This is a genomic window from Zavarzinia compransoris, assembly GCF_003173055.1.
GTDB lineage: Bacteria > Pseudomonadota > Alphaproteobacteria > Zavarziniales > Zavarziniaceae > Zavarzinia > Zavarzinia compransoris.
In genome coordinates this window covers 23442-48313 of record NZ_QGLF01000004.1, presented here as the reverse complement: position 1 = coordinate 48313, position 24872 = coordinate 23442, and the positions used below count along the sequence as shown (strand labels likewise).

Here is a 24872-nt window from a genome sequence, read left to right as displayed (position 1 = left end):
CCTAGTCCGGTTTCAGTTCGGCGACTTGCGGTCCCTTATCGCTTTCGACGATACGGACCATCACGGCCTGTCCGGGCGCCACTTCAAGCACGCCGGAGCGCCGCAGGACTTCCATATGCACGAAGATGTCGGGCGTGCCTTCCCCGCGCGACACGAAGCCGTAGCCCCGCGCGCGGTTGAACCATTTGACCGAGGCGGGCACGGGCTGGCCCGCGTCCTCGATCTGGGGCAAGGCCCGGCGCGGCGGCGGGCGGAGCCGGTCGGAGGGCAGGGCCGTCGAGGGATCGTGATCGATCACCCGCAGGGCCTGGAACCCCTTTGGCCGGCGCACGGCCTCGCACCGAAGGGTCGCCCCCTCGTCGACATGGTCGAGCCCCGCCTGGCGGAGCGCCGACAGATGCAGCAGAACGTCCCCCTGACCGTCGCCCGGCGTGACGAAGCCATACCCCTTCGTCATGTCGAACCATTTCACCCGGCCGGAGATCTCGATTGTGGCGAATTCGGCGCCGCCACCCGCCGCCATGACATGTTCCATGAGCTACTCTTCCCACACTGAAAAAGTGACGGGCAGGTCACCTTTTCTGGCTATCCCCCTATATTTACGCGCAGATTTTCCTGCGTTCTTTATGACGCTATCATTCCACCGCCGTCATCGCCTGTCACGCGGAATGAACGGTCGGGCTGGGATCAATTCACACCCAATTGGATGCAGGAATGCTGCACCGCAGTGATCGGAGAGGTGACAGAGCCACACTTTCGGTGGATTTTGGTTTTCAAAGCGGTACCCGATAATGCACATTGTCCGGGTATAGACGAAGGCAACGGGGCGGAAAGGGAGGCCGGTGACTCAACGAATCCTGCTTGGCGCCGCCTTCTATTTTCTCTGGCTCGGCCTGTCGGGGCATTTCTCGCCCTTCCTGCTCGCGACCTCGATCCTGTCGGTGATCGGGGTCGTGCTGCTGCTCTCCCGGCTCGGCCTCGTCGCCCGCGACTACCAGCCGTTTTCCCTTGTGGTTTCGCTGGTTATCTATTGGCGCTGGCTGCTGGCCGAGATCGTGAAGGCGAATATCGAGGTGGCGCGCTGCGTCCTTGGCCTCGGGCGGCCGGCGACGCCGTCGATGGCCTGGGTCGAGGCGTCGCAGAAGACCGACCTGTGCCGCGCCCTCTATGCCAATTCGATCACCCTGACCCCCGGCACGATCACGGTGCTGGCCGAGGGCGACCGCTTTCTCATCCATGCGCTGCACCGCGAGGGAATCGCGGCACTGCAAGAGGGCGAGATGGACCGACGCTGCCTCGCCCTCGATGAAAATTTTCGCGGGCGGCGCGGCTGACATGCTGTTCGCCGCCGCCGCCGCCCTGTTCGCCACCCTGGCGCTGGCCCTGATTCGGGCGCTGGCGGGGCCGACCGTGTTCGACCGGATCCTCGCCCTCAACCTGATCGGCACCAAGACCATCCTGCTGATCGCCGTGCTCGGCTTCGCCACCGACCGCTACGACTTCATCGACATCGCCCTCATCTATGCCGTGCTCAACCTGATCGGCACGGTGGCCGTCATGCGTTACCTGATCGGCGAGAGGGAGCGGGCATGAGCGCGGCCGACCTCTTCGACCTTGCCCGCGACGCGCTGGGCGGCGGCCTGCTGCTGGCCGGCGCCCTGGCCGCGCTGGTCGGCGCGTTCGGCCTGCTGCGCCTGCCCGAATTCTATACCCGGGCCCATGCCGCCGGCATTACCGATACTGCCGGCGCGCTCGGCGTGCTGCTCGGCCTTGCCGTGCTATCGCCCGACCTGCTGATCGCCCTGAAACTGCTGGTCGTCCTCGTGGTCGTGCTCTTCGCCTCGCCCACCTCCTGCCATGCGCTGGCCCGCGCCGCCTTTCGCAGCGGGGTCCGCCCCGCCCTCGACGGCGACCGGCCGCCGCCGGCCCAACCGGGGGAATAGGCCATGGAAACCTTCCTGATGGTCGGCCTTCTCGCGGCACTCTGCGCCACCGGGATCGCGATCGCCTTCATGCGCGACCTGCTCGTCGTCGCCATGCTGTCGGGCATCTTCAGCTTCATCTGCTGCGCCGTCTTCGTCCTGTTCGATGCGCCCGACGTCGCCTTCACCGAGGCCTGCGTCGGCGCCGGCGTCGCCACCGTGCTCACCATCGCCGCCATCCGCCTGACCGGCCGGCGGGAAAAGCCGGGCGGGCGGCGCGCCTCCGCCGCCGGCCTCGCCGCCGCCTGCATCTGCGGCCTGGCGCTCATCTACGGCACCCTGGAACTGCCGCGCTTCGGCGATCCCCGGGCCCCGGCGCAGAGCCACGTCGCGCCCCATTACATCACCGAAACGGCGACGGAGATCGGCGTCCCCAACATCGTCACCGCCGTCCTTGGCGCCTACCGCGGCTACGACACGATGGGCGAGACCGTGGTCGTCTTCACCGCCGCGCTCGGCGTCCTCATCCTGCTCGGCGGTGCCCAGTCCCGGCCGCTCGCCCGGGGCGAAGCGCCGGCGCGCCGGGACCGGGACGTGGTGCTGCGCGGCGTCGCCACCCTGTTCATCCCCCTGACCCTGTTCCTGGCCCCCTATGTCCAGTTCCACGGCGCCTACAGCCCCGGGGGCGGGTTCCAGGCCGGCGCCATTCTCGGCGGGGCCATGATCCTCTACGGGCTCACCTTCGGCATCGACCGGCTGAACCAATTGGTCCCCGAACGGATCTTGCGGGTGATCGCCGCCCTCGGCGTCCTCACCTATGGCGGGACCGGGGTGGCGACCATCCTTCTTGGCCACCGCTTCCTCGACTACGACGCCCTGGGCGCGCGGCCGGCCGGGCAGCAGATCGGCCTGACCCTGATCGAACTCGGCGTCTTCATGACCGTCGCCTGCGTCATGGTCATCCTCTACCAGCGTTTCGCCAGCCGGGGTCAATCATGAAGGACCTGATCGGCCTTCTGCCCTATTGGGCGGTGGTCATCCTGATGATGACCGGCCTCTATATCGTCATCGCCCAGGGCAATCTGGTGAAGAAACTGGTCGGCCTCGGCATTTTCCAGGTTTCCGTCTTCCTGCTCTATATCGCCGCCGGCGTGGTCGAGGGCGGCACGCCGCCGATCCTGAACGATGCCTTCGCCACCTATACCAACCCCCTGCCCTCGGTGCTGATCCTGACCGCGATCGTGGTCGGCGTCGCCACGCTGGCGGTCGGCCTTGCCCTTGCCGTCCGCATCCGCGAAGCCTTCGGCACCATCGAGGACGATGAATTGCAGCCCCTGGCGGCCCCCGACCAGCCGGCAGCCGGGGGGCCGGGCTCATGACGATCCTGGACCACGCCCCGGTCCTGGTGGTCGTGCTGCCCCTGCTTGCGGCGCCGGTCGTCGCCGTCCTGCCCCGCCCGGCCCTGGCCGGCGCCGCCACCGCGATCGTCGCCGCCCTCGACCTCGCCCTTGCGCTCTACCTGCTGGTGCCCGCCCTTGACGGTGCGGTGATCTCCTATCCGCTCGGCAATTGGCTGCCGCCGATCGGCATCGAATACCGGATAGACCTTCTCGCCGCCGCCATGACCGTGCTGATCGCCGGCAGCGGCACGCTCACCGCCCTGATGCTGCCGACCGCGCTGGGGCCCGAGGTGGCGCCGGGCGACCGGCCGCGCCTGTTCGCCGCCTTCCTGCTGTGCCTGGCCGGCCTGATCGGCATGGTCGTCACCGGCGACCTGTTCAATGTCTTCGTCTTCCTCGAAATCGCGTCGCTGTCGACCTATGTGCTGATCGCGGCCGGGGCCGGGCGCGACCGCCGGGCACTGACCGCCGCCTTCGACTATCTGGTGCTGGGCGCGACCGGGGCGACCTTCTTCGTCATCGGCATCGCCTTCCTTTATATCGCGACCGGCACCCTCAACATGGCCGACCTCGGCGAGCGGTTGCCCGGGGCCGGGCGGCGGGCGATCATCGTCGGCTCGTCCTTCCTCTTCGTCGGCCTCGCGCTGAAGGCGGCCATGCTGCCCCTGCACCGCTGGCTGCCCAATGCCTATGCCTATGCGCCCGCCGCGGTCACCACCTTCCTGGCGATGACCGCGACCAAGGTTTCGCTCTACCTGCTGATCCGCCTGGCCGACCTGGTGTTCCAGACCCCCGGGGAACTGGGCCGGGTGAATTTCGCCGCCCTGCTGCCGCCGATCGGCCTTGCCATGCTGATCACCGGTTCGGTCATGGCCGTGACCTCGAAGGACCTGAAGCGCCTGCTCGCCTTTTCCTCGATCGCCAATCTCGGCCTGATGCTGGCGGCGCTCGGCCTCGGCGGGGTCGCGGGCATCGCCGCCGCCCTGATCAACCTGTTCAACCACGCGATCATCAAGGGCGGGGCCTTCGCGGTCACCGCCGGCATCGTGCACCGGCGCGGCAGCGCCGGCCTTGCCGCCCTGGCCGGCCTGTCGCGGCAGATGCCGATCGCCTTCGCCCTGCTCGTCGTCGCCGGGCTCGGGCTGATCGGCGTACCGCTGACCGCGGGCTTCGTCTCCAAGCTCGCGGTCCTTCAAATCGCCGCCGGGCGCGACCTGTGGCTGGTCGCGGGCGGCATCCTGCTCGCCTCGCTGATCACCGTCGTCTACATCTGGCGCGTGGTCGAGGCGGCCATGCTGGCGCCGCCGGCGGAAGACATGCCGAAGGGCGACCTGCACCCCGCCTTCCTGCTGCCGGCCGGCGTGCTGGCGGCGGCGACCATCGGGCTCGGCATCGACAGCCGCCCCGTGGTCGAGCTTGCGACCCGGATCGCCGGCCAGATCGTCGGGGGAGGGGGCTGACGCCATGACCCCGCACGACCTGATGCTGGCGGCGATCCTGCTGCCGCTGGCGGCCGCCCTGCTGATCCTGGCGGCGGACAAGGTGCCGACCCTGCGCGAGGCCGTGACCCTGGCCGGCGCCGCCGGCCTTGCGATCGTCGCCGGCCTGCTGATCGCGGGTTTCGACGCGGCGACGGCAACGCCCCTGGTGCTGGCGGAGATCCTGCCCGGCTTCAGCCTCAGCCTGCGGGCGGAGCCGATCGGCCTCGTCTTCGCCGGGGTCGCCGCCGGGCTCTGGGGCCTCAACTCGCTCTATTCGATCGGCTATATGCGGGCGGAACATGCCCCGCGCCAGACCCGTTTCTACGCCTGTTTCGCCCTTGCCCTGTCGGCGGCCATGGCGATCGCGCTGGCCGGCAATCTCGCCACCCTCTTCGTCGCCTACGAGGTGCTGACCCTCGTCACCTATCCCCTGGTGGTCCATTGGCAGACCGAAGGGGCGATCGCCGGGGCACGGCGCTATCTCGGCTATCTGCTGGCGACCTCCCTGGTGCCCTTCCTCGGCGCCCTGGTCTGGACCTGGGCCGCGGCCGGGACCCTTGACTTCACCGCCGGCGGCATCCTCGCCGGGCGGCTCGGCGACGGGGCCCTGACCGTTCTCCTTCTCCTCTATGCCTATGGGGTGGGCAAGGCGGCGCTGATGCCGCTGCACGGCTGGCTGCCGGCGGCCATGGTCGCGCCGACGCCGGTCTCCGCCCTGCTGCACGCGGTCGCCGTGGTCAAGGCGGGGGCCTTCACCCTGCTGAAGATCGCCGTCTATATCTTCGGGCTCGACACCATCGCCCGCGGCCCGGGCGACGTGCTGGCGGTGATCGCCGCGGCCAGCGTCATCGCCGCCAGCCTGATCGCCATGACCAAGGACGACCTGAAGGCCCGCCTCGCCTATTCGACCGTGGCCCAACTGGCCATGGTGACCCTGGCCGTCGCCCTGGCGGAGCCCCTGGCGATCGCCGCCGGCGTGCTGCAACTGGTCATGCATGCCTGGGGCAAGATCACCCTCTTCTTCGGCGCCGGCGCCATCCAGATCGCGACCCACAAGAAGAAACTCTCCGAAATCGCCGGCATCGGCCCCAGGGTGCCGCTGCTGATGGTCGCCTTCCTGTTCGGGGCGCTGTCGGTCGCCGGCCTGCCGCCCTTCGGCGGCCTGTGGCCGAAATACCTGCTGCTCGAAGCCGCCCTCGACCGCCACCTGATCCTGCTGGCGGTCTGCCTCGGCCTGTCGACCTTGCTCACCCTCGGCTACCTGCTGCCGGTGGTGATCCAGGCCTGTTTCCGCCGGCCGGGGGACGACGGTCTCTCCCCGCACGGGCAGGCGCAGGACGAAGACGGCCGCCGCCTGCCCCTGCTCGCCCTGATTCCGCCCGTGGTGACCGCGACGGGCTGCATCCTGCTGTTCCTGGCGGCGCCGGCGATTCTCCGCTTCATCGCGCCCGCCATCGGCCTGGGGGCCCTGCCATGACCGCGGCGCTTGCCTTCGATCCCGCCGCCCTGCCGCCCGGCTGGCCCCTGCTGCTCGCCGGCCTGCTGGCCGCGGCCATCGCCCATCCCGTCGCCCATCGCGTTGCCGGCTGGGCCGGGGTGGTCGCCAGCCTTGCCCTGATCGTCTTCGCGCCCGGCCCGGGCTTCGCCCCCCTGGACGGGGCGCTGGTCCTCGCGTTCCATCTGGCGGCGGCGGCCGGGCTTCTGTTCGCCGCCGGCCAGCGCGACCGTATCGCGGTCGGTGCCGGCCTCGTCGCCACCGGCGCCGGTGTCGCCGCCCTTGCCTCGACCAGCCTGGCCGGCCTGATGATCTGGACCGAGGTGATCGCCATCGCCTCGGCCCTCATCGTCATGGCCGGCGGCAGCCCCGAAGCGGTGCGGGCCGGCCTTGCCTATCTCCTGTTGCAGGTCCTGGCCGGCGTCCTGCTGCTGGCGGCCATCGCCATCGGGCCCGGGGGCGCGCCCCTGGGGGCGGCGGGCATCGCGGTGCTGATCGCGCTCGGCATCAAGGCGGCGCTGCCGCCGGCCCATGGCTGGCTGATCCATGCCTATCCGGCGGCGAGCCCGACCGGCACCCTCTTCCTCTCCGCCATCGCCACCAAGGTCGCGGTCGTCGCCCTCGCCCGGCTCTATCCGGGTGAACCCCTGCTTCTCTGGCTGGGGCTGGTGATGGCGGTCGGCGGCGTCCTGCCCACATTGTTCGAACGCCACTGGCGCCGGCTGCTGGCCTGGGCCCTGGTCAGCCAATTGGGCGTGATGGTGATCGGCATCGGCATCGGCAGCCCGGAGGCGCTGGCCGGCACCGGCCTTCTCGCCGTCGGCCATGTCCTCTATGCGAGCTTGCTGTTCCTGGTCGCCGGCAGCCTGGAGGCGCGGGATGGCCGGGCCCCCCGGGGCCTGCGCCCGGCAGCCCTGGCGGCCACGCTGTCGATCGGCCTGCCGGGGCTGGCCGGTTACGGCGGCAAGGCGGTGATCGGCGAGGCGCTGATCCATGCCGGGCTCGGCTGGGCGGATATCGTCATCGTCGTGGTCGGCGCCATCGTCTTCGCCACCGCCGGGCTGCGGCCGCTGATCGAGCGCTGCGCGGCAGCCCCCGGCGCCCCGGCCCTGCCCCTGCGGGAGGGGTTGGCCGTTCTCCTGCTCACCCTTGCAGGCTTCGCGGTCGGCAGTTTCGGCGCCCTGCTCACGCCCCATGCCGGTGCGGCCTTTCACCTGACGCCGCTGCTGGTCCAGGGGGCGGCGCTGGCGCTCGTCTCCGCCCTTCTCCTCTCACCCCTCGGCCGGGCCTTGCCCGGGCGGGACGGCGCGCTCATGGTGCTGGCGGTGCCGCAGCCGGGATGGGCGATCGGCGCCATCGACCTGTTCCGGCCCCTCGGCACCCTTCTCGCCCGGCTGGGCGCGCGATCGGACCGGCTTCTCGCCGGCGGCGGGCGCATCGGCGGCCGGGGCCTGCTCGGCCTGTCGCGCCTCTTCAATCGCGGCGCGCTGGGCGATAGCGTGCTCTGGACCTTGACCGTGCTGACGATCGTGCTGATCGTCTCCTTCGGTTGAATGCAAAGGAAGACCATGGCGACGTTTGCCGGCCTGCTCACCAGCCTTGCTTTCGGGGGCATGGCCTTTTTCACCCTGGTGATGGCGCCGCTCGTGTTCGGCAAGCTCGGCCCCGACCAGGGCGGGCGGCTGATGCGCGATGCCTTCGCCCTCTATTACCCGGTCATGGCCGGGCTGACCGGCCTGGCCGCGATCAGCGCGCCGCCGTTCTGGATGGGGGCGCTGCTCAGCCTCGTCGCCAGCGGCTTCATCCTGGCCCATCTGATGCTGCGGCCCGAGATCAACCGCCTGTCGGACCGTCGCGCCGACGGCGATGCCGAAGCGGCGGGCCAGTTCCGCCGCCTGCACGGCTTGAGCCAGATGCTGAACCTTGCCCAGTTCCTTGCGCTTTTCGTGGTCGTTTTCGGTATGGTCAATCACTGAACGGGGGACCGCCGCCATGCTTGCCCGCCTCGCCTTCGTCATCGCCCTGCTGATGCCGGCGCTTGCCGCCGCCGAGACCGCCTTCGACTTCGCCTTCCGGAAGCTCGAAGGCGGCGAACTGCCGCTCTCCGCCTATCGGGGCAAGGCGCTGCTCGTCGTCAACACCGCCTCCTTCTGCGGCTTCACCAGCCAGTACGAGGGCATGGTGACGCTGTGGAACACCTATCGGGACCGGGGCCTGGTCGTCATCGGCGTGCCGTCGAACGACTTCAACCAGGAGCCGGGCAACGCGGGCGACATCCGGGAATTCTGCGACCTGACCTATGGCGTCGATTTCCCCATGGCCGACAAGGAACAGGTGAGCGGCCCCGGGGCCCATCCCTTCTACGCCTGGGCGGCGGCGACCTTCGGCGCCGACAAGGTGCCGAGCTGGAATTTCCACAAATACCTGATCTCGCCCGAGGGCCAGATCGTCGCCGCCTATTCGGGCCTGACCGGGCCGACCGCCGGCAGCCTGACCGATGCGATCGAAATGGTGCTGCCGAGACCCTGATTGCGCCGGGGCCCTGATTTCGCTTGGCAGGCGGGCGGTGGATTTGCTTCTCTCCGCCCGTTCAACCCCGGAGGCCAAGATGATCGGCAAACTGAATCACGTGGGCGTCGCCACGCCCTCGATCGAGAATTCGGTCGCCATGTACCGCGACCTGCTCGGCGCGACCAGGATCCACGAGAAATTCGCCATGCCGGACCAGGGCGTGTGGGTCTGTTTCGTCGACCTGCCGAATTCGCAGATCGAACTGATCGAACCCTATGACGACAAGTCGCCGATCAAGAATTTCCTGGCCAAGAACCCCCAGGGCGGCCAGCACCACATCTGCTTCGAGGTGAAGGACATCATCGCCGCCCGCGACGAGATGATCGCGAAGGGCGCCACCGTGCTCGGCACCGGCGAGCCGCGCATCGGCGCCCATGGCGTGCCGATCATCTTCCTGCACCCGAAGAACACCGGCGGCGTCCTCGTCGAACTGATGCAGGAACCCGCGCACGGCCATTGACCGGCGCCGCCCGTGCCCGTTCCGGCGGGCACGGGACCCAGGGCCGGGGGGTCAGATCCCGGCCAGTTTCTTGAGTTCCGCGATCTTCCAGGCGCCGAACAGCGCCTTCACCTGATCGAGCGGGACCGAACCGGTTTCCGCGGTCAACAGCATGCGGCCGCCGATCGACAGCATGATCGAGATATTGCCCGCCTTGTCGTCCTGGAGCATGGCATCCTCGCTGCCGATGCGCAGGCGCTGGTAGCCGGCCTGGGCCGCCAGCATCGGGTTGGCGAAGATCATGCCCATGGTCTGCAGCAGCGGGCTGTCGACCGCGAGCGACAGTTTCACCGTATTGCCGTTCGGATCGGTATAGGTCCGGGTCAGGCTCTGGCCGAGGCCCATGACGGCGGCATTCTGGGCATCGACCGCATCGGCGGTCCAGCCGGCCGGCGGCTCCGGCAGCGTGGCGCCGTAGGATTCGTTCAGCCTGCCCTGGATGCCGGTGGTGGCGAAGCCGAGTTCGCGCAACGCACCGGCCAGATCGCCGGCGGCATAAAGCTCGCCCGCCTTGGCGATACCGTCGCCGACCTCGTCGGCACGGGCCGCCGTCAGCCCGGTGATCAGCAGCCCGGCCCCCAGTACGGCTGCCTTCAGCATGGTCGCGGTCTTGGTCATGATCGACGCCTTCCCTGATGTCGCGCCGAATCCCCCCGGCGCCGGAAAGACATTGCCCTGACCGGCCACGGCGGAAAAGCCCGAATGGCCCGTGCCGTGACCGCGATCACGTGGCAGGATCCCGGTCATGATCGCCCTGCTTGCCGCCCTTGCCCTCGCCTTCGCCCTGCTCGCCGCGGCCATGCCGCTTGCGGTCTATACGGTCTTGCTGGCGGGGTTCGGCCTTGCCCATGTCATGGCCGAATTCGCCTATGTCGACCGCCGCTTCGGGCGCCGCCTGGGCCGCGGCCAGGTCGTCGCCTGCGTCGGCCTGCTGGCGCTGGCCGCGCTGTGGCGGGCGCTCGGGGTGTTTCACGTGATGGCCGTGGAACCGGCCCTGGTTCTCGAACTGGGCACGGTCGTGGTGCTGATCCTGGCGGTGGCTGCGCCGGGCGGGCCCCGTGCCGCCGCCCTGGCGCTGGCCGCCGCCCTGCCGCTGGCGCTGGCGACCGCGCTCGCCCCGTTCGAGACGGCGGTGATCCTGTCGATCGGGCATAATTTCACCCCCCTCGGCCTGCTCTGGGAAGGGTTGCCGCGCCGGCGGCGGGCTTTCGGCATGGGGCTGGCGCTGGCCGGCTTCGTCGGCCTGCCGCTGCTCGTCGCCAGCGGCTTGCCGCGTGCCCTGCTCGGGCTCGGGATCGAGGGGGCCGATCCCCTCGGCACCGGCGGCATTGCCCGCCATCTCCATGTCTATGTCCCGCGCGCCCTGGCCGGCGGGCCTTCCGCCGTCGATCTCTTCGCCGCCTCGGTGGTGGCGCAAGGGGCGCATTACGTCGCCGTCATCGGCATCCTGCCCCGGCTGCTGCCCGGGCAGGCCAAGGGCTTCCTGCCCTGGCCGCGCCTGCCCCTGTTCGCCGCCCTCATCGCCGGGGCCAGCCTTGCCGGCTTCATCGGCTTCCTCGACGATTTCGCCGGGACGCGGGGGCTTTACGGCATCGTCGCCTCGGTCCATGCCTGGATCGAACTGCCCCTGCTCGTCCTGATCGCCGGCGGCCTTCAGGCCAGCAGCAGGCCGGCCGCGACCGAGGCCAGATTGGCCGCGAAGGACAGCCCGAGCGCCTGAGCCGGCCGCAGGCGCAGGATCCACCCCATCACCCCGGCCTCGAACAGCACGACCAGGATTTCCAGCCCGATCAGCGACGGCCCATAGCCATAGCGCGGATAGGCCCAGAGCGCCGCCGCCCACAACTGCGGATGGCTGGCCGCCGTCGCCAGGGCGGAAGCCCCGGCCGCCGCCAGCGCCTGCCCCGGCCGGACACGATGAACCAGCAAGGCCGCGACCGGCGCCTCGAACAGCACGGACAGCAGCATGGCCTGCCATTCGCTCATGGCGACAGCTCGAAGGAAACCAAGGGCCGGGAGCAGGTTCCCCTGTAAGTGAATTGTTGACACATGTCAGCGATACGCTTACGCTGACGACGTGATCAAGTCGTTCAAGAGCAAGGCCTTGGAGGGCCTGTGGCGCTCCGGCAGGAGCGGAAAGATCGACGCCAAACTGCACAAGCGCATTCTCGCCCGCCTGGACCGGCTCGATGTCGCGCTACAGCCAGAAGATATGAACGTCGCCGGGTTCAACTTCCACCCCCTGCACGGTTTCGAGCCGACGCGCTACACCGTGCACATCAATGGCCCCTGGTGCATCACCTTCGAGTTTTCGGACGGAGACGCCTGCAGGATCGACTTCGAGCAGTATCACTAGAGTATCTGCAGGCGAAGTGGAAACCGGTTCGCCGTCTGAAGCTCCGTAGAATAAGCATGTCCGGAATGACGGTCGTTCCGGACATGCCCCAAGGCAAAGCCAGGAGGCAAGCCATGACTGAAGACGCCGTGCAGCGCCCCGATCGCGCGCCCACGCATCCCGGCGCCGCACTGGAGGATATCCTTCTCGACCTCGACACCCCGAAGGCCGAGATCGCCCGCATGGCGGGGATTTCCCGCCAGCACCTTTACGACCTGCTGGCATGCCGCAAGCCGGTCTCGCCCGAGATCGCGGTGCGCCTGGGCAAACTCCTGGGCGGCGGCGGCGGGCCCTGGATCCGCATGCAGGCCGCTTACGACCTCTGGCAGGCGGAACGGAACGTCGACACCAGCGCCATCCCGACCATCAGGGCAGCCTGAAGCGAACGCCGCGACGGCGCATCGGAAAAACCGGTAGAAAAACCGTCTGCGGAAAAGTGACCTAAGTCTTGGAGCGGGCGATGGGAATCGAACCCACGACACTCAGCTTGGGAAGCTGATGTTCTACCTCTGAACTACGCCCGCTCAACGACGCAGCCGGCCGGGCCGGGTGCCGTTCTTAGCAATGTAACGGCCCGCCGTCAAACGATTGGCGGCGCGGTTCCGGTGGAAACCGCGCCGCGCCGAACCGTCAGATCGAATTGTTGATCCACTCGACGATCTTGCCCTTGGGCAGGGCGCCGACCTTGGTCGCCGCGACCTTGCCGCCAAGGAACAGCATCAGCGTCGGGATGCCGCGGACGCCGTAGCGCGCCGGGGTATTGGGGTTCTCGTCGATATTGATCTTGGTGATCGTCACCTTGGCGCCCAGTTCCTCGGAGATTTCCTCGAGGCTGGGGCCGATCTGCTTGCAGGGGCCGCACCACTCGGCCCAGAAGTCCACGACGACGGGGCCGTCGGCGCCCAGCACGTCATCCGCGAACGAGTTGTCAGTCACCTTCTTGGTGGGCATGGCTCTACGCACCTTTCATGGTCGCGGGCAATCTTGCCGGCGACGGAATCCTATTCGGCCAACAAATCTAGGAAGCGGGACCGGGCCCGTCAATCGCGGCCTGCGCGCCGGTCAGCCCTGCAAGGCTTGCATCCAAGGCGTCGGCCGGCACCGGCATCAGGTGCGGCGTCTCGGTCCAGAGCAGGGCGGCCTCGATGCTGCGGCCGGGAAAGAGCTGGCCGACCGCCGCCCGGTAGAGCGCCAACTGCCGGATATAGCCGGGCGCCACCGCGCGCCAGTCCTGCGGCGAGGGCCGGTCGGTCTTGAAGTCGACGATCAGCACCCGATCGGGCAGGACCGCCAGCCGGTCGATCTGGCCGACCACCGATTCGCGGCCGATGACGGCGGCGATGGGCACTTCCGGCCGGCTGCCCGGGGCAAAGACGGCGCTGAACGCCGGATCGTCGAGCACGCCCAGGGTTTCCGCCGCCAGGGCCGCCCGTTCCTCCGCGGCGAGATCGTCGGCGCGCAGGGCCAGGAAGCGGGCCGCCGCCCCGGCCCGCCGCTCCGGCGCCAGGTCCGGCAGCAGTTCCAGCAGCCGGTGCACCAGGCGCCCGCGCAGGAAGCGCGCGGCACCGCCAAGGGCGATGGGGCTGGCGACGCCGAGATCCGCATCCGCCTGGCGCGACGGGCTCAGCGGATCGGAAGGGCGCAATTCGACCGGCGCCGCCCGCCCCGCCCAGTCGGGCAGCGCCAGGGGCGAGGCGGCGGCGGCGGCCTGATGGCCGCGCTCGGCGACCGCAGGTCCCGGCGGGTCTTCACAGGCGCGGATCGCGATGCCGGGGGCGACCTCCTCCTCCACCGCGTCCGCAGGAAAGGCGGCGGCGATCAGATCGTACCACGAGCCGTCCTCATAGGGTTGCCCGGCCCGGCGCCCGCCGGCCCAGCCGCAGACGACGAGGCGATCCTCAGCCCGGGTCAGCGCGACATAGAGGAGGCGGCGGTATTCGCGCAAGGCTTCCTCGCACATGCGGTCGCGGATCGCCGCCACCTCGGGCACGATGCCGGCGCCGGCGACGGGCCAGACCGGCAGCCCCGCCCCCGACCACAGCAGGGTTTCGAGGCGGGACGGCAAGGTGGTCGTGTCCGGCAGGATCACCACCGGCGCCTCCAGGCCCTTGGAGGCATGGACGGTGAGGATACGCACCTCGTCCCGCCCCCGGTCCAGGTCGCGCTTCAATTCGGTGCCGCCGGTCTCGACCGCGTGAAGAAAGGCTTCGAGCGAGGGAATGGCCTCCGCCTCGTGGCGGAGCGCGTGGGAGAGGAATTCCTCGACCGGCTCGATCGCCTCCGCCCCCAGGCGGCCGATCAGGCGGCGCCGGCCGCCGCCCTCGTCGAGCAGACGGGCGAAGAAGGCGAAGGGGGTGACGTAGTCCGCCCGCGCCAGCACCGCCGCCAGCGCCGCCTGCGCCGCGGCGAAATCCGGCCGCGACGCCGCCCGTTCCACCAGGGCGCGCCACAGGCTCTGCCGCTCCGGGCGGGGATGGGCGAGGTCGAACAGCGCCTCCTCGGCCAGGCCGACGAAGGGACCCTTGAGGACGGCGGCCAGGGTCAGGTCGTCGTCGGGCAGCAGGGCGAAGCGGCCCATGGCGATCAGGTCGCGCACGCCCAATTGGTCGGCCAGCATCATGCGGTCGCTGCCGGCGACGGGCACGCCCAGCGCCTTGCAGGCCCGGGTCAGGGCATCGACGAAGGCGGTGCGCCGGCGCACCAGCACCATGATGTCGCCGGGGCGGAGCCGCCGCCCGCGCGCCGGCAGCACGTCGCCCGCCGCAAGCAGGGCGGCGATGCGCCGGGCGATCCGTTCCGCCAGCACGGCCTGGGCGCTGCGGCCCCGGCTGGCGGTCTGCGCCGGCGCCCAGGCTTCCGCCTCCTCGACCGTCTCCCCCGTCTCGACCGGCCACAGCTCGATCCGCCCGGCGGCGGCCTCGCGGTATGCCTTGTGTTCCAGGGCGCCGCCTTCGACCACGCCGTCGCGCGCCAGTTTCTGCGCGAAGACGGCATCGACGAGGCGCAGCACCATAGGCGCGGAGCGGAAGGAAAGATCAAGCTCCACCGGCCGGAAAACCTTCCCCGCCGTCGCGGCCGCGGTGCCGACGCGGCGGCGCTCCCGCCCGAAAACCTCGGGCGCGGCGCCTTGGAAGGAATAGATCGACTGTTTCAGATCGCCGACGGCGAAGACCGTGCGATGCCGCCCGCCCTGCCCCTCCAGGGCGAAGAATTCGTCGGTCAGGGCGCTGACCAGCTGCCACTGCGCCGGGCTGGTGTCCTGCGCCTCGTCGATCAGCAGGTGGTCGAGGCCGCCGTCGAGCTTGTAGAGCACCCAGGCCGCCGCCGTGCCGCCGGTCAGCAGGTCGCGGGCCTTCAGCACCATGTCGTCATAGTCGATGGCGCGCCTGGCCGCCTTGGCCCGGTGGTAACGCTCGAGGATCGCCGCCCCGAGGACGAGCAGCGCGCGCGAGACGAGATGGGTCTCGGCCCGCGCGGCCGCGATTTCCAGCGCCTGAAGCGCCGCCGCCTCGGTGGCCATCCAGGCGGCGACATCGGCGTGGACGGCCGCCAGCTTCTTCGTGATCGGGTTCTGCCGCGGCTCCCCGTCCGCCTTCAGGAAAACGCCGGCATAGGCGGTGTAATCGAAATCATCGCAGCAGGCGAGCAGGACCTCGGCGGCCTTGCGGTCGGTCGGGCTGCCGGCGGCGAGTGCGGCGGCGGCCCTGCGCAAGGGCCCCGGCGCTGCCGTCCGGGCATCGGCGAAGGCGGCGACGATGGCGGTCCGCCCGCCCTCCGCCGCCGGCGCGCAGCCGAGCAGGCGGGCGAGATCGCCGAGGTAACGAGGCAGGCTGGCCGGCCCCAGGTCTTCCGGCAGGCGCATGCGCCCGCCGACGAAAGCCTGCACCAGATCGTCGAACATCGTATCGGAGGCCAGCGCCGACAATTGTCCGACCGCGCGGCGAAGCCCGTCGTCGGGGGCGAGCAGCACCTCCCCCGTCGCCTCGGCCAGAAGAAGGGCGGCGGCGCGGTCGTCGAGCGCGATGAAGCCGGGCGGCAGGCCGACCTCGACCGGAAAGCGGCCGAGCAGGGATTGGCAGAAGGCATGGATGGTCTGGATGCGCAGGCCGCCGGGCGCATCCAGCACCAGGGCGAACAGGCGGCGCGCCCGCACCATCAGCGCCGGCCCCGGCGGGTTGCCGGTCAACTGGCGCAGGGCGGCGAACAGGCGCTCCTCCGGCTCGACCGCCCAGGCGGCCAGCCGGTCCTGGATGCGGTTGGCCATTTCCGCCGCCGCCGCCTTGGTATAGGTGAGACACAGGATGCGTTCCGGCAGGGCGCCGGCCAGCAGCAGGCGCAGCACCCGGTTGGTCAGCACATGGGTCTTGCCGGTGCCGGCCGAGGCCGACACCCAGACCGAGGCGGCGGGATCGGCCGCCGCATCCTGCTGGCGCGTCATGCCCCGCCCTCCCCCTGGCCCCATTCGCCGACCCGGGCGAGATGATCGTAATCGCCGTAAGCCGCCTGTTTCGGGTTGGGCGTCGCCAGATAGGGCTGGGCCCGGTCGGCATAGCGGGCCAGCAGGCGGGCGACGCCCTCGAGCGCCTGTTCGACCAGGCTGTCGGTATCGCCATCGGCGATGGCGGCGATCCGGCCCGGCGGCCGGCCGCCCTTCAATTGCCAGACCTCGATACCGCCGACCGGCCGCGCCGCGACCGCGGGAAAGCCGCCGCGCGCGATCATCGCCCCTTCGAGCGGCAATTGCGGGCGATAGCCGGCCTGCATCTGGCTCTTGGTCGGGGGCGTGCCGGTCTTGTAATCGATGACGACCGCATAGCCGTCGGGCCGGCCGTCGATCCGGTCGGCACGCGCGGTGATGCGGTGCTCGCGGCCGCCGGCGACGATGCTCAGCGCCCCTTCGGTCTCGACCGCCAGGGTCACGATCCCCATCAGGCGGCGCTGGTCCTCGACGGCGACGAACCAGCGCGCCACGGCCCGGAAACGCGGCCACCAGAAACTGCGCACCGCCGGCCGGTCGCTGTAGCGGGCGAAGGCGGCCTCGCCGATTGCCTCCAGCCGCTCGACCGCATCGGGTGGCAGCGGCCCGCGCAGGGCGCCGCCCAGGAAACTGTCCAGGACATCGTGGATGATATTGCCGCGATCGGCGGCGCCGGGCGGCGCATCGATCGGATCGAGCGGGCGCAGGCGCAGCACACGCTTGGCGTAAAGCGCATAAGGATCGCGCACCAGAAGCTCAATGTCCGAAACCGAGAAGGTCACGGGCCTGGCCTCGACCGGGGGGCGCGGCGCCGGTTCCGGCCACGGCGCGCCCTCGGGCGGATCGAGCGACAGCGCCCAGCCCGGCGCCGGCCCCGCCTGCCACAGGCCGCGCGGCACCAGGGCTTCCAGCCGGCGCAGCCAGCGCGACGGCACGGTGGGCGAGAGATCGACCTTGGTCGCCCGGGTCAGCACCACCCGGGGCGCCGCGGCCAGGGTGGCGAAATCATGGGCCGCCTGCCCCAGGCGCTTTTCGAGCGGCGGCAGGCCGAGATCGCGGCGCATGGCCCGCGACGCCCAGGGATCGGCCGGCGGCTCCGCCGGCCAGCCGCCTTCGTTCAGGCCGCCGAGGATGACCAGATCCGCCGCCTCCAGCCGCGCTTCCTGCGGCCCGAGGATCCGCAGGCGCGGGTGCAAGCCGTGGCTGGGCCGGACGGTGACGGCGCCGGCCAGGGTCTCGAACAGGCCGGCGTAATCCCTTGCCGGCACCGGGCCGAGGGTGGCGGCCGCCGCCAGCATGTCCTGCACCAGGCCCGCCGCCGCCTCGCCCGCATCGCCGCGCCAAAGCGCTTCGGCACCGGGCGCCGCGTCGGTCGCCGCCACCTGCTCCGCAGCCGTGATGTGGGCAGTTACCATGCCGGCCAGATCGCCCGTGCCGCCGGCCAGCGCCCGGGCCAGGGCGGCGCAGGCATCCTCCAGCCGGTCGATCAGGTCGAGGACGCCGGCGGGCACCTCTTCCTCGCGGGCGATGGCGCGCAGGCTGGCGAGGCCGGGGGCCGGGCGGATACCGCGCAACACCCGCCGTTCCAGCCGGCGCAGCGCCCGCAGCATGTCGCCGCGCGGCAGGCCGAGGGCGGCCAGCGGATGCTTCAGGCAGGCGAGCAGGTCGAGGGGGGCGAAACCGCCCGCGACCATGGCCAGCACCAGGCGGAGGAAGGCGCCCGGCACGCTGGCCGCGAGCGCGGTGCCAGCGCTGTCGTCGACCTCCACCGACCAGCGCGACAGTTCGGCCGCGACCCGGCGGGCCAGCTTGCGGTCCGGGGTGACCAGCATCGCCGTTTGCCCCGGCTGTTCCAATTGCCCGCGCATCAGCAGGGCGATGGCGCGGGCTTCCGCCGGGCTGTCGGCGGCATCGATGCGGGTGACGCCGGCCAGCGCCGCATCGAGGTCGAGGTCGCGGCTGGTCGCCGACCAGCGCTCGGTGGTGACCGCCGGGGCCAGGGCTTCCGCCAGCAGGGCCTGGCGCGGGCCGGGCGCCGGCACCGGGCCGCCGCCCGGCCAGAGGCCGACCTCGGCGCGGTCGGCGCGCAGCCGCTCCAGCACTTCCCGCATGGTCCATTGCGGGTGGCCGGGGTCCAGCTTCTGCCAATCGTCGTCGCTCATGGCGGCATCGAAGCCGGGCAGGATGACGGCGCCCCGGGGCAGGCGGGCGACCACGCTCATCAGATGGGCGGTGGCCGGGATCGAGCCGGTCGAGCCGGCGACGATGACCGGATGCGCCGGCGGCGCGGCCCGCCATTGCTCGGCCTGGAGCAGCAGCAATTGGTTGCGGCGGCTGGCCGGGTCCATGGCGCCATGGGCATCGCGGATCTCGGGCCAATAGTCGCGCGCCGCGATCTTCAGGAAATCCAGGGTCGCCTGCCAATGGCCGGCCAGGGCATCGGGCACCACGCCGTCGAGGGCGGCCCAATCCGCCCCCTCGGTCTCCATTTCGTCGATCAGGCGGGCCAGTTCGCCGGCATGGGCGACGGCGGCGCCCAGATCCGCCGCCTCGCCCCGCGCCCGCCACCAGCCCATGACCAGCCGGGCGAGCAGGAATTTGCGCGCCAGCGGCTCGATCGCCGGGGGCAGGTCCAGGGTGTCCTCGCGCCCGGCCAGGGTCAGTTCCTCCTCGTCCGCATCGCCGAGGGGGCGGAGGCGCGGCAGCAGCACGGCGCGCCCGCGGCTGCGGCGCAGGAACGCCTCGCGCAGCGAGCGAGCGGCGCGGCGCGTCGGCACCAGGATCAGGGTGGCGGCAAGATCGAGCGGATCGGCGCCCGCCCGGTCCAGGAGCGTATCCGCCAGCGTATCGACGAAGGATTGCCCGGCCGGAATGGTGAACAGACGCGGCCGGCCGGTGACCGGCGGCAGCCGGCTTGGGTCCAGGCGCTCAAAGGGCGCCGGCAAGGGCGGCCTCCGCCTCGGCGATGGCAGGGATCGTGCCGACATGCAGGAACTGGCCGTCCAGCCGGTGGCCGAACAGGCGCCCGGTCCCGATCGCCCGGTCCCACAGGAGGTTCAGGGAAAAGGCGCCCGGGGGCAGGTCGGTGAAGGCGGCCGGCGTCATGATCGCGCAGCCGGCATAGACAAAGGGCGCCACTTCCAGTTCCGGCCGCCGGGTCAGGCCGCCGTCCGCCGCCATCAGGAAATCGCCGAAGCCTTCGAGGCCGATGGCGGTCACGGTCGGCGCCAGCAGGAGCAGGGCATCCATCCGGGCGGGATCGAAGGCGGCGATCATGGCCGCCAGCGGCGCCTGCACGCCTTGCAGCCAGAAAGTATCGGCATTGCAGACCAGAAAGGGTGCCGGCCCCAGCAGGGGCAGCGCCCGGGCGACCCCGCCGCCGGTTTCCAGCAAGTCGCCGCGCTCGTCCGAGACCAGGGTCTCGGGCCCCTGGCCTTCCGCGCGGCGCGCCGCGAGCCGGGCCTCGATCTGATCGGCGAGGTGATGGACATTGACCACCGCGCGCCGGATCCCCGCCGCCGCCAGCCGGTCCAGCAGGCGGTCGAGCAGGCTGCGGCCGTCGACCCGGACCAGGGGTTTCGGCAGCCGGTCGGTCAGGGGGCGCATGCGCATGCCCTTGCCCGCGGCCAGCACCATGGCGGTATCGATCGTCGTCGTCATGCGGCGAGCTTCCGGACGCCGGCGCGCAAGTCCTCGCCCGGCAGGTAATGGTCGTACCAGGCCGAGAGATTGGCCAGCAGGGGATGCCGCAGGTCGCGTTCCAGATGGCGCCAGACCCGGGGCAGGAAATCGAGATAGCGCTTCTTGCCGTCGCGCTTCCACAGGCGGACGAAGACGCCGGCGATGCGGCTGTTCCGCTGCGCCCCCATGATGGCATAGGCGGCATCGAAGGCCGCCCGGTCGAAGCCGGGATCGACCCGCGCCGCCCCCGCCGCATAGCGGGCCTTCAAGTCCTGGCCGAAGGCAGGATCGACGTCGCGCCGCGCATCCTCGATCAGGGACACGAGGTCATAGGCCGCGGGCCCGACGGTCGCATCCTGGAAATCCAGCAGGCCGACCCGCGCCGCCCCGGTCCGCCCCGGCAGCCACAGGAGATTGTCGGCGTGATAGTCGCGCAGCATGACGACGGCGCGCTCGCGCGGCAGGCGGCGCCAGAGATCGTGCCAGATCGCGCCGAAGGCGGCCGCCGCCTCCGGCTCCAGGAGGACGCGCAGGGCCTTCACATGCCAGTCGAGGATCAGCGAGGGGCCGAAGCCGAAGGCCCGGGCGTCATAGGGCTTCACCTGATGGCCGCTGCCGTCGACGAAGCGGGTGACGCCCGGGGCCGGGGCGCCGCGCAGGGCGACGAGAACGTCGACCGCCGCCTCGTACAGGGCGGCGGCCCTGTCCGGGTCCGCGGCGGCGACGGCGCTGAAACTGTCGTCCCCCAGGTCTTCCAGCAGCATGAAGCCCCGCGCCACGTCGGGTGCCAGGATCGCCGGCGCCGAAAGGCCGAGACGGGACAGATAGCGCCCGACGCCGATGAAGGGCCGCGTATCCTCGTGGGGGGGTGGGGCATCCATCAGCACGGCGGTGCGGCCGTCCGGCTTCTCCACCCGCTCGTAGCGGCGGAACGAGGCGTCGCCGGCCAGCAGGCGGCGGCGGCCGTCGCCCCAGCCGGTCGCAAGCAGGAAATCGTCGATGGCGGCGGAACGGTCGGTCATAGGTTCAGTCCGGCGAGGCGGGCGCGCCAGGAGCCGCGCCCGGTCAGGGCGGCGGCGCGGTCGCCCGCCGGCCCCAGGGTGAATTGGATGTCGAGCCGGTCGCCCGGCAGGCGATCGCCCGCATGGCCCGGCCATTCGACCAGGACGATGCCGTCGTCAAGCGCCATGTCGAAGCCCACTTCGTCGAGATCGGCAGCACTTTCGATCCGGTAGAGATCGAAATGCGCGATCGGGCCGATCCCGGTGTCATAGGGCTGGACGATGGCGAAGGTCGGGCTCGGCACATCCTCGGTCACGCCGGCGGCGCGGAGGAAGGCGCGGGCGAATTCGGTCTTGCCGGCGCCGAGATCGCCCCAGAGGGCGAAACAATCGCCCGCCCTGGCCGTTTCCGCCAGTTTTCGGGCAAGGCCGGCCGTCCCCGCCAGATCGGGCAGGGCCAGATGCTTTTGGGGCAGGTCCGATTCCGTGTCGGGGCGGGGCATGGCGCCATTTAGCCGAAGCGGCCGCCCGCCCGCAATCCCGGCCTGCCCCGGCGCTTGAAACCGCGGACATTGAGGGTCATCTTGACGCCCGAGTTTCAATGGGGAGCCTTGCAGCATGTCCGACATCCTTTCGACCGACGTGGCCATCATCGGCGCCGGCCCGGTCGGTCTCTTCGCCGTGTTCGAAGCGGGGATGCTGGGCTTGAAGGCGGTGGTGATCGATGCCCTCGACGGGATCGGCGGCCAGTGCAGCGCGCTTTACCCCGAAAAGCCGATCTACGACATCCCGGCCCATCCCGCGATCGACGGCCAGACCCTGGTCGACCAGCTGGAAGCCCAGGCCGCCCCCTTCGCCCCCTATTACCTGCTGGAACAGCAGGTGATCGCGGTCGAGCCCCGGGAGGGCGGCCGTTTCCGCCTGAAAACCTCGACCGGGGCGAAGATCGACGCGGGCGCCGTCATCATCGCCGCCGGCTGCGGCGCCTTCGGCCCCAACCGGCCGCCGCTGGCCGGCCTCGAGGCTTACGAGGCGACCAAGGGCGTCCAATACATGGTGCGCCGGCGCGAGGATTTCCGCGACCGCAAGGTGGTGATCGCCGGCGGCGGCGACAGCGCGGTCGACTGGGCGCTGAGCCTGGCCGAGGTGGCGGCCGGCGTCGCCCTGGTGCATCGCCGGCCCAAGTTCCGCGCCGCCCCCGAATCGCTCCGCCAGCTCGACGATCTGGCCAAATCCGGGCGGATCGAGATGGTGGTGCCCTATCAGCTCGACGGGCTGGAGGGGACGGACGGGCAATTGACCGGCGTCGTCGTCTCCACCCTGGACGGGCAGAAGAAGGTGCTGCCGGCGGATGTCCTGCTGCCCTTCTATGGCCTCGCCATGACGCTGGGCCCGATCGCGCACTGGGGCCTGGGCCTCGAGGACAGCCGCATCGCCGTCGAGCAGCGCAATTGCGCGACCAATGTTCCCGGCATCTATGCGGTCGGCGATATCGCGGTCTATCCGGGCAAGCTGAAGCTGATCCTGTCGGGCTTCGCCGAGGCGGCCGCCGCCTGCCATGCGGCCCATGCCCATATCCACCCGGACAAGGTGGTGCATTTCGAATATTCAACCTCGAAGGGCGTGCCGGGCGCCGCCTGAACCGGACAGGAAGGAACGGCCCATGGCCTCGATCAGCTGGTTCGTGCTGGCGTCAATCGCCGAGATCGCGGGCTGTTTCGCCTTCTGGGCCTGGGCGAGGCTGGACAAATCCGCCCTCTGGCTGCTGCCCGGCCTCGCCTCGCTGATCCTCTTCGCCTATGTGCTGACGCGGGTGGAGACGGATTTCGCCGGCCGGGCCTATGCCGCCTATGGCGGGATCTATATCGCCGCCTCGCTCGCCTGGCTGTGGCTGGCGGAGGGCAGCCGCCCCGATCGCTTCGACCTGCTGGGGGCGGCGCTTTGCCTCGGCGGCACCGCCGTCATCCTGTTCGCGCCGCGCGGGGCTTAGTTTAGACCGCGCTCCTTTGCAGCGCGCGTTCGATCACTTCCTCGTCGCAGACCACGTCCTTGGCGGCCGCGATCACGCTGTCGGCGTCGAAGGCCGCCGCTTCGGGCGCCGTGGCGCGGTCCGGCCGGTCGAAGAAATGATCGCCGAAGACGCGCATGACATGGCCGACGCCGAGATCGGTCACCTGCCGCAGGTCGTCGGCGTAATAGCGCCCGCCCGCCGCCGGCGAGGTGATGATCTCGAAGGACGGGAAATAGATCACGTTGGGGAAGCGGCGTTCCGCCTCGTCCGCCGCGACACGAAGGGCCGACTTGCTGAACACGGTCGAAACCAGCACATGGCGCCGCTCGTAGGTCGCGATCAGGGGCACCGGCGAGATGGTGAGAATGATCTTCAGGCCCGGATTGACCGCCGAGACCCGCTCGATGAAGGCGGCCAGATCGGCCGACACTTCGCCCGCGGTGAAATTCACGAATTCGTGCCGCTCGGGATCGAAGGCGCCGCCGCTGACCCCCGGCGCGACCGGATAGACGGCCCCGTCCAGGCGCGACCGCCAGCCCTCGGTCAGGCCCAGGGTGAAGACCAGCCAGCGGGCATCCAGGAACATCTGGCGGACCAGCGCCAGATGCTCGGCCGCGGCGGCGCGCACGGCGTCCTCGGTCGGGAAGGGATCGGGCTGGATCTGCGGCCGGAAGGCATCGACGAAGCCGCCGTCCCGGGCCCAGACGTCTTCCGCCGGCTGGAAGCGGCCGAAGGCGCGGTCGAACAGCTGCACCGCCTGGCGGACCGTGTAGATATTGCCGTAGCGGGCTGAAAACACGTTGTAGTTCAAGGCTTTGGCCAGGTCTGCCGGGGTCCCCGCGGGGGCCTTCTCGGCGACATGGTAGTTAAGCCCCGAGGTGCTGATATGGCGCGCCAGATGCTGGGCGAAGCAACTGCCCATGGTGACCACCGGATCGGCGGCGGTGATGACGTCGGCCTTGACGACGGGATCGATCCGCCCCGGCGCCGGCCAGGTCATGGCCCGCGACCAGAAGCAGAAATCGTCCAGTCCCCGATAGGGATTGCTCATGATCAGCCTCGCAGCGCCTTGCCGAGAACGTCGTCGTAGAGTTCGACCGGGGTGGAAAAGACCACGTCGCCCTTGGTCAGACCGAAGTCCAAGTATCGGTTGTACGCGAAATGGATATAGGTCGCCAGGCCGTCGCAATAACCGCCGTTCTGCACCAGCCAGTTATAGTCCCCGCTGAGCGAATAATGATGCGCCAACTCAGGATAGAGCGGCCAGATATTGTCGTTCAGGGCATCGGGGACATGAATGAATTTCTCCATGACCGTGTCGTCGCCCCCCATGCGGCGGGCGCAGAGCCGCGCGAGTTGCTGAAGCGTCTCGATCTTCGGGTGATTGATCGTGTGCATGAAATTGCCGTTGCGCTTCACCGGCAGGAAGAAGGCGGCAAAATCGAGATCGCTGTTGGCGAAGACCTTGCGCAGATGGGCGACCGACTTGTCCCACAAGGAAAAATAGCCGAGCGCGGCAAAATTGCGGCTGTTGAACAGGGGCGGCACTTCGATCGGATCGAGGCCGTTCACGAAGGCCCAGGCGATGATGCCCGAATTGTAATGCGGGACGATCGGCGCCCATCCGGTCGAGATCTTGGAAATATAGACAAGGTCAGGGTGAAAGGCCGGGAAATAGATTTCGGGGATACGGATGATCCTGGTCGCCGCCGCCGCTCCTGCGGACTGCCCGGCAAGATCGTGCCGACCGGTGGTCACCCAGCAGTCGGCGCTGGCGATCTGCGCGCGATGGTCCTCGGACAGGGAGGTGACCGGCACGGCCTCGACGGTCCATTCGGGCAGCAGACGCTGAAGAGAGACGGCGATGCCACCGGTTTGACAGTTACTGGAAACGACGACTCGTTTGCTCATGCCATGGCTTCTCTCGATTGCGGCCGGG

The 24872-nt window shown here is 70.2% G+C and carries 27 protein-coding genes and 1 tRNA gene; 16 read left to right on the top strand and 12 right to left on the bottom strand.

The genetic code is table 11. From position 1 onward, the window contains the following. Position 1: 1 nt before the first annotated feature. The gene (locus DKG75_RS14070; RefSeq protein WP_109921770.1) at positions 2-535 is read right to left on the bottom strand and encodes a cold-shock protein; all 534 of its coding nucleotides are present in this window, start codon (positions 533-535) and stop codon (positions 2-4) included. Positions 536-842: 307 nt separating this feature from the next. On the opposite strand from DKG75_RS14070, the gene DKG75_RS14065 reads away from it, so the two are divergent. The 11 genes from DKG75_RS14065 to mce all read left to right on the top strand — a co-directional run bounded on the left by DKG75_RS14065 (position 843) and on the right by mce (position 9329). Then, positions 843-1334: a Na+/H+ antiporter subunit E gene (locus DKG75_RS14065; protein WP_109921769.1), complete on the top strand. Its 492-nt coding sequence runs from the start codon at positions 843-845 to the stop codon at positions 1332-1334. Between the two features lies 1 nt (position 1335). Continuing rightward, positions 1336-1593, top strand: a complete 258-nt coding sequence (locus tag DKG75_RS14060) for an MrpF/PhaF family protein (protein WP_109921768.1) — start codon at positions 1336-1338, stop codon at positions 1591-1593. Then, entirely contained in the window at positions 1590-1943 is a 354-nt protein-coding gene (mnhG, locus tag DKG75_RS14055; RefSeq protein ID WP_109921767.1) for a monovalent cation/H(+) antiporter subunit G, read from the top strand. Before DKG75_RS14060 ends, mnhG begins: the two co-directional genes overlap by 4 nt. A 3-nt stretch (positions 1944-1946) precedes the next feature. Further along, positions 1947-2921 (top strand): DUF4040 domain-containing protein, encoded by a 975-nt coding sequence (locus DKG75_RS14050; protein WP_109921766.1) that lies wholly within the window; start codon positions 1947-1949, stop codon positions 2919-2921. Further along, entirely contained in the window at positions 2918-3301 is a 384-nt protein-coding gene (locus DKG75_RS14045) for a cation:proton antiporter subunit C (RefSeq protein ID WP_109921765.1), read from the top strand. Before DKG75_RS14050 ends, DKG75_RS14045 begins: the two co-directional genes overlap by 4 nt. Beyond that, entirely contained in the window at positions 3298-4782 is a 1485-nt protein-coding gene (locus DKG75_RS14040; protein WP_109921764.1) for a proton-conducting transporter transmembrane domain-containing protein, read from the top strand. The genes DKG75_RS14045 and DKG75_RS14040 overlap by 4 nt, the downstream gene beginning before the upstream one ends. Positions 4783-4786: 4 nt before the next feature. Then, positions 4787-6280: a proton-conducting transporter transmembrane domain-containing protein gene (locus DKG75_RS14035; RefSeq protein WP_109921763.1), complete on the top strand. Its 1494-nt coding sequence runs from the start codon at positions 4787-4789 to the stop codon at positions 6278-6280. Further along, positions 6277-7851 carry a proton-conducting transporter transmembrane domain-containing protein gene (locus tag DKG75_RS14030; RefSeq protein WP_109921762.1) on the top strand — a complete coding sequence of 525 codons (1575 nt, stop codon included), beginning with the start codon at positions 6277-6279 and terminating at the stop codon, positions 7849-7851. Before DKG75_RS14035 ends, DKG75_RS14030 begins: the two co-directional genes overlap by 4 nt. A 15-nt stretch (positions 7852-7866) precedes the next feature. Continuing rightward, positions 7867-8274: a DUF4149 domain-containing protein gene (locus DKG75_RS14025; protein ID WP_166646597.1), complete on the top strand. Its 408-nt coding sequence runs from the start codon at positions 7867-7869 to the stop codon at positions 8272-8274. A gap of 16 nt (positions 8275-8290) precedes the next feature. Further along, positions 8291-8827 (top strand): glutathione peroxidase, encoded by a 537-nt coding sequence (locus tag DKG75_RS14020; protein ID WP_109921760.1) that lies wholly within the window; start codon positions 8291-8293, stop codon positions 8825-8827. A gap of 79 nt (positions 8828-8906) precedes the next feature. Next, positions 8907-9329 carry a methylmalonyl-CoA epimerase gene (gene mce, locus DKG75_RS14015; RefSeq protein WP_109921759.1) on the top strand — a complete coding sequence of 141 codons (423 nt, stop codon included), beginning with the start codon at positions 8907-8909 and terminating at the stop codon, positions 9327-9329. 51 nt (positions 9330-9380) lie between these two features. Here mce and DKG75_RS14010 read toward each other — a convergent pair whose 3' ends face one another. Continuing rightward, positions 9381-9986 carry a hypothetical protein gene (locus tag DKG75_RS14010; protein ID WP_109921758.1) on the bottom strand — a complete coding sequence of 202 codons (606 nt, stop codon included), beginning with the start codon at positions 9984-9986 and terminating at the stop codon, positions 9381-9383. 127 nt (positions 9987-10113) lie between these two features. Between DKG75_RS14010 and DKG75_RS14005 the strand changes: the two genes are divergently transcribed. After that, positions 10114-11088, top strand: coding sequence for a hypothetical protein (locus DKG75_RS14005; protein ID WP_109921757.1), 975 nt, complete (start codon positions 10114-10116; stop codon positions 11086-11088). On the opposite strand, the gene DKG75_RS14000 is transcribed toward DKG75_RS14005, so the two are convergent. Beyond that, on the bottom strand, positions 11022-11354 hold the full coding sequence (locus tag DKG75_RS14000; protein WP_133637093.1) for a hypothetical protein: 333 nt from the start codon (positions 11352-11354) through the stop codon (positions 11022-11024). The two genes, DKG75_RS14005 and DKG75_RS14000, sit on opposite strands and share 67 nt — an antisense overlap. A 91-nt stretch (positions 11355-11445) precedes the next feature. Between DKG75_RS14000 and DKG75_RS13995 the strand changes: the two genes are divergently transcribed. Next, entirely contained in the window at positions 11446-11724 is a 279-nt protein-coding gene (locus tag DKG75_RS13995; RefSeq protein ID WP_109921755.1) for a type II toxin-antitoxin system RelE/ParE family toxin, read from the top strand. Between the two features lie 113 nt (positions 11725-11837). Continuing rightward, positions 11838-12143 carry a HigA family addiction module antitoxin gene (locus tag DKG75_RS13990; RefSeq protein ID WP_109921754.1) on the top strand — a complete coding sequence of 102 codons (306 nt, stop codon included), beginning with the start codon at positions 11838-11840 and terminating at the stop codon, positions 12141-12143. Positions 12144-12212: 69 nt separating this feature from the next. Here the strand turns inward: DKG75_RS13990 and DKG75_RS13985 are convergent. The 7 genes from DKG75_RS13985 to tsaE form a co-directional block, all read right to left on the bottom strand. Continuing rightward, positions 12213-12287: transfer RNA gene (locus tag DKG75_RS13985), tRNA-Gly, on the bottom strand. 106 nt (positions 12288-12393) lie between these two features. Beyond that, complete coding sequence (gene trxA, locus DKG75_RS13980) at positions 12394-12714, bottom strand: thioredoxin TrxA (RefSeq protein ID WP_109921753.1); 321 nt, start codon at positions 12712-12714, stop codon at positions 12394-12396. A 67-nt stretch (positions 12715-12781) separates the two neighbouring features. Then, positions 12782-16201: a double-strand break repair helicase AddA gene (addA, locus tag DKG75_RS13975; RefSeq protein ID WP_166646598.1), complete on the bottom strand. Its 3420-nt coding sequence runs from the start codon at positions 16199-16201 to the stop codon at positions 12782-12784. Beyond that, positions 16198-19185 (bottom strand): double-strand break repair protein AddB, encoded by a 2988-nt coding sequence (addB, locus tag DKG75_RS13970; RefSeq protein ID WP_243746620.1) that lies wholly within the window; start codon positions 19183-19185, stop codon positions 16198-16200. The genes addA and addB overlap by 4 nt, the downstream gene beginning before the upstream one ends. Further along, entirely contained in the window at positions 19169-19900 is a 732-nt protein-coding gene (locus tag DKG75_RS13965) for a nucleotidyltransferase family protein (RefSeq protein WP_109921750.1), read from the bottom strand. Before DKG75_RS13965 ends, addB begins: the two co-directional genes overlap by 17 nt. Next, positions 19897-20943 carry an aminoglycoside phosphotransferase family protein gene (locus DKG75_RS13960; protein WP_109921749.1) on the bottom strand — a complete coding sequence of 349 codons (1047 nt, stop codon included), beginning with the start codon at positions 20941-20943 and terminating at the stop codon, positions 19897-19899. The genes DKG75_RS13965 and DKG75_RS13960 overlap by 4 nt, the downstream gene beginning before the upstream one ends. Continuing rightward, a complete protein-coding gene (gene tsaE / locus DKG75_RS13955) occupies positions 20940-21425 on the bottom strand; it encodes a tRNA (adenosine(37)-N6)-threonylcarbamoyltransferase complex ATPase subunit type 1 TsaE (RefSeq protein ID WP_166646599.1) in 486 nt (161 codons plus the stop codon). The genes DKG75_RS13960 and tsaE overlap by 4 nt, the downstream gene beginning before the upstream one ends. A 115-nt stretch (positions 21426-21540) precedes the next feature. Here tsaE and DKG75_RS13950 point away from each other — a divergent pair, with 115 nt between their 5' ends. Then, positions 21541-22563, top strand: coding sequence for an NAD(P)/FAD-dependent oxidoreductase (locus tag DKG75_RS13950; RefSeq protein ID WP_109921748.1), 1023 nt, complete (start codon positions 21541-21543; stop codon positions 22561-22563). 22 nt (positions 22564-22585) lie between these two features. Beyond that, on the top strand, positions 22586-22912 hold the full coding sequence (locus DKG75_RS13945) for a YnfA family protein (protein WP_109921747.1): 327 nt from the start codon (positions 22586-22588) through the stop codon (positions 22910-22912). 1 nt (position 22913) lies between these two features. On the opposite strand, the gene DKG75_RS13940 is transcribed toward DKG75_RS13945, so the two are convergent. After that, positions 22914-23984 (bottom strand): GSCFA domain-containing protein, encoded by a 1071-nt coding sequence (locus DKG75_RS13940; protein ID WP_208112268.1) that lies wholly within the window; start codon positions 23982-23984, stop codon positions 22914-22916. A 2-nt stretch (positions 23985-23986) separates the two neighbouring features. Beyond that, positions 23987-24844, bottom strand: coding sequence for a WcbI family polysaccharide biosynthesis putative acetyltransferase (locus tag DKG75_RS13935; RefSeq protein ID WP_109921746.1), 858 nt, complete (start codon positions 24842-24844; stop codon positions 23987-23989). Between the last annotated feature and the right edge of the window lie 28 nt (positions 24845-24872).

Bases quoted from the DNA above. Each gene is read 5' to 3' on its own strand.
- DKG75_RS14025 (WP_166646597.1), top strand. From the start codon at position 7,867: ATGGCGACGTTTGCCGGCCTGCTCACCAGCCTTGCTTTCGGGGGCATG.
- DKG75_RS13990 (WP_109921754.1), top strand. From the start codon at position 11,838: ATGACTGAAGACGCCGTGCAGCGCCCCGATCGCGCGCCCACGCATCCC.
- addA (WP_166646598.1), bottom strand. From the start codon at position 16,201: ATGACGCGCCAGCAGGATGCGGCGGCCGATCCCGCCGCCTCGGTCTGG.
- DKG75_RS14070 (WP_109921770.1), bottom strand. From the start codon at position 535: ATGGAACATGTCATGGCGGCGGGTGGCGGCGCCGAATTCGCCACAATC.
- trxA (WP_109921753.1), bottom strand. From the start codon at position 12,714: ATGCCCACCAAGAAGGTGACTGACAACTCGTTCGCGGATGACGTGCTG.
- DKG75_RS13940 (WP_208112268.1), bottom strand. From the start codon at position 23,984: ATGAGCAATCCCTATCGGGGACTGGACGATTTCTGCTTCTGGTCGCGG.
- DKG75_RS14060 (WP_109921768.1), top strand. From the start codon at position 1,336: ATGCTGTTCGCCGCCGCCGCCGCCCTGTTCGCCACCCTGGCGCTGGCC.
- DKG75_RS14000 (WP_133637093.1), bottom strand. From the start codon at position 11,354: ATGAGCGAATGGCAGGCCATGCTGCTGTCCGTGCTGTTCGAGGCGCCG.
- DKG75_RS14030 (WP_109921762.1), top strand. From the start codon at position 6,277: ATGACCGCGGCGCTTGCCTTCGATCCCGCCGCCCTGCCGCCCGGCTGG.
- mce (WP_109921759.1), top strand. From the start codon at position 8,907: ATGATCGGCAAACTGAATCACGTGGGCGTCGCCACGCCCTCGATCGAG.
- DKG75_RS14020 (WP_109921760.1), top strand. From the start codon at position 8,291: ATGCTTGCCCGCCTCGCCTTCGTCATCGCCCTGCTGATGCCGGCGCTT.
- mnhG (WP_109921767.1), top strand. From the start codon at position 1,590: ATGAGCGCGGCCGACCTCTTCGACCTTGCCCGCGACGCGCTGGGCGGC.
- DKG75_RS13960 (WP_109921749.1), bottom strand. From the start codon at position 20,943: ATGACCGACCGTTCCGCCGCCATCGACGATTTCCTGCTTGCGACCGGC.
- DKG75_RS14040 (WP_109921764.1), top strand. From the start codon at position 3,298: ATGACGATCCTGGACCACGCCCCGGTCCTGGTGGTCGTGCTGCCCCTG.
- DKG75_RS14010 (WP_109921758.1), bottom strand. From the start codon at position 9,986: ATGACCAAGACCGCGACCATGCTGAAGGCAGCCGTACTGGGGGCCGGG.
- DKG75_RS14050 (WP_109921766.1), top strand. From the start codon at position 1,947: ATGGAAACCTTCCTGATGGTCGGCCTTCTCGCGGCACTCTGCGCCACC.
- DKG75_RS14045 (WP_109921765.1), top strand. From the start codon at position 2,918: ATGAAGGACCTGATCGGCCTTCTGCCCTATTGGGCGGTGGTCATCCTG.
- DKG75_RS13945 (WP_109921747.1), top strand. From the start codon at position 22,586: ATGGCCTCGATCAGCTGGTTCGTGCTGGCGTCAATCGCCGAGATCGCG.
- DKG75_RS14035 (WP_109921763.1), top strand. From the start codon at position 4,787: ATGACCCCGCACGACCTGATGCTGGCGGCGATCCTGCTGCCGCTGGCG.
- DKG75_RS13965 (WP_109921750.1), bottom strand. From the start codon at position 19,900: ATGACGACGACGATCGATACCGCCATGGTGCTGGCCGCGGGCAAGGGC.
- DKG75_RS14005 (WP_109921757.1), top strand. From the start codon at position 10,114: ATGATCGCCCTGCTTGCCGCCCTTGCCCTCGCCTTCGCCCTGCTCGCC.
- DKG75_RS13935 (WP_109921746.1), bottom strand. From the start codon at position 24,844: ATGAGCAAACGAGTCGTCGTTTCCAGTAACTGTCAAACCGGTGGCATC.
- tsaE (WP_166646599.1), bottom strand. From the start codon at position 21,425: ATGCCCCGCCCCGACACGGAATCGGACCTGCCCCAAAAGCATCTGGCC.
- DKG75_RS13950 (WP_109921748.1), top strand. From the start codon at position 21,541: ATGTCCGACATCCTTTCGACCGACGTGGCCATCATCGGCGCCGGCCCG.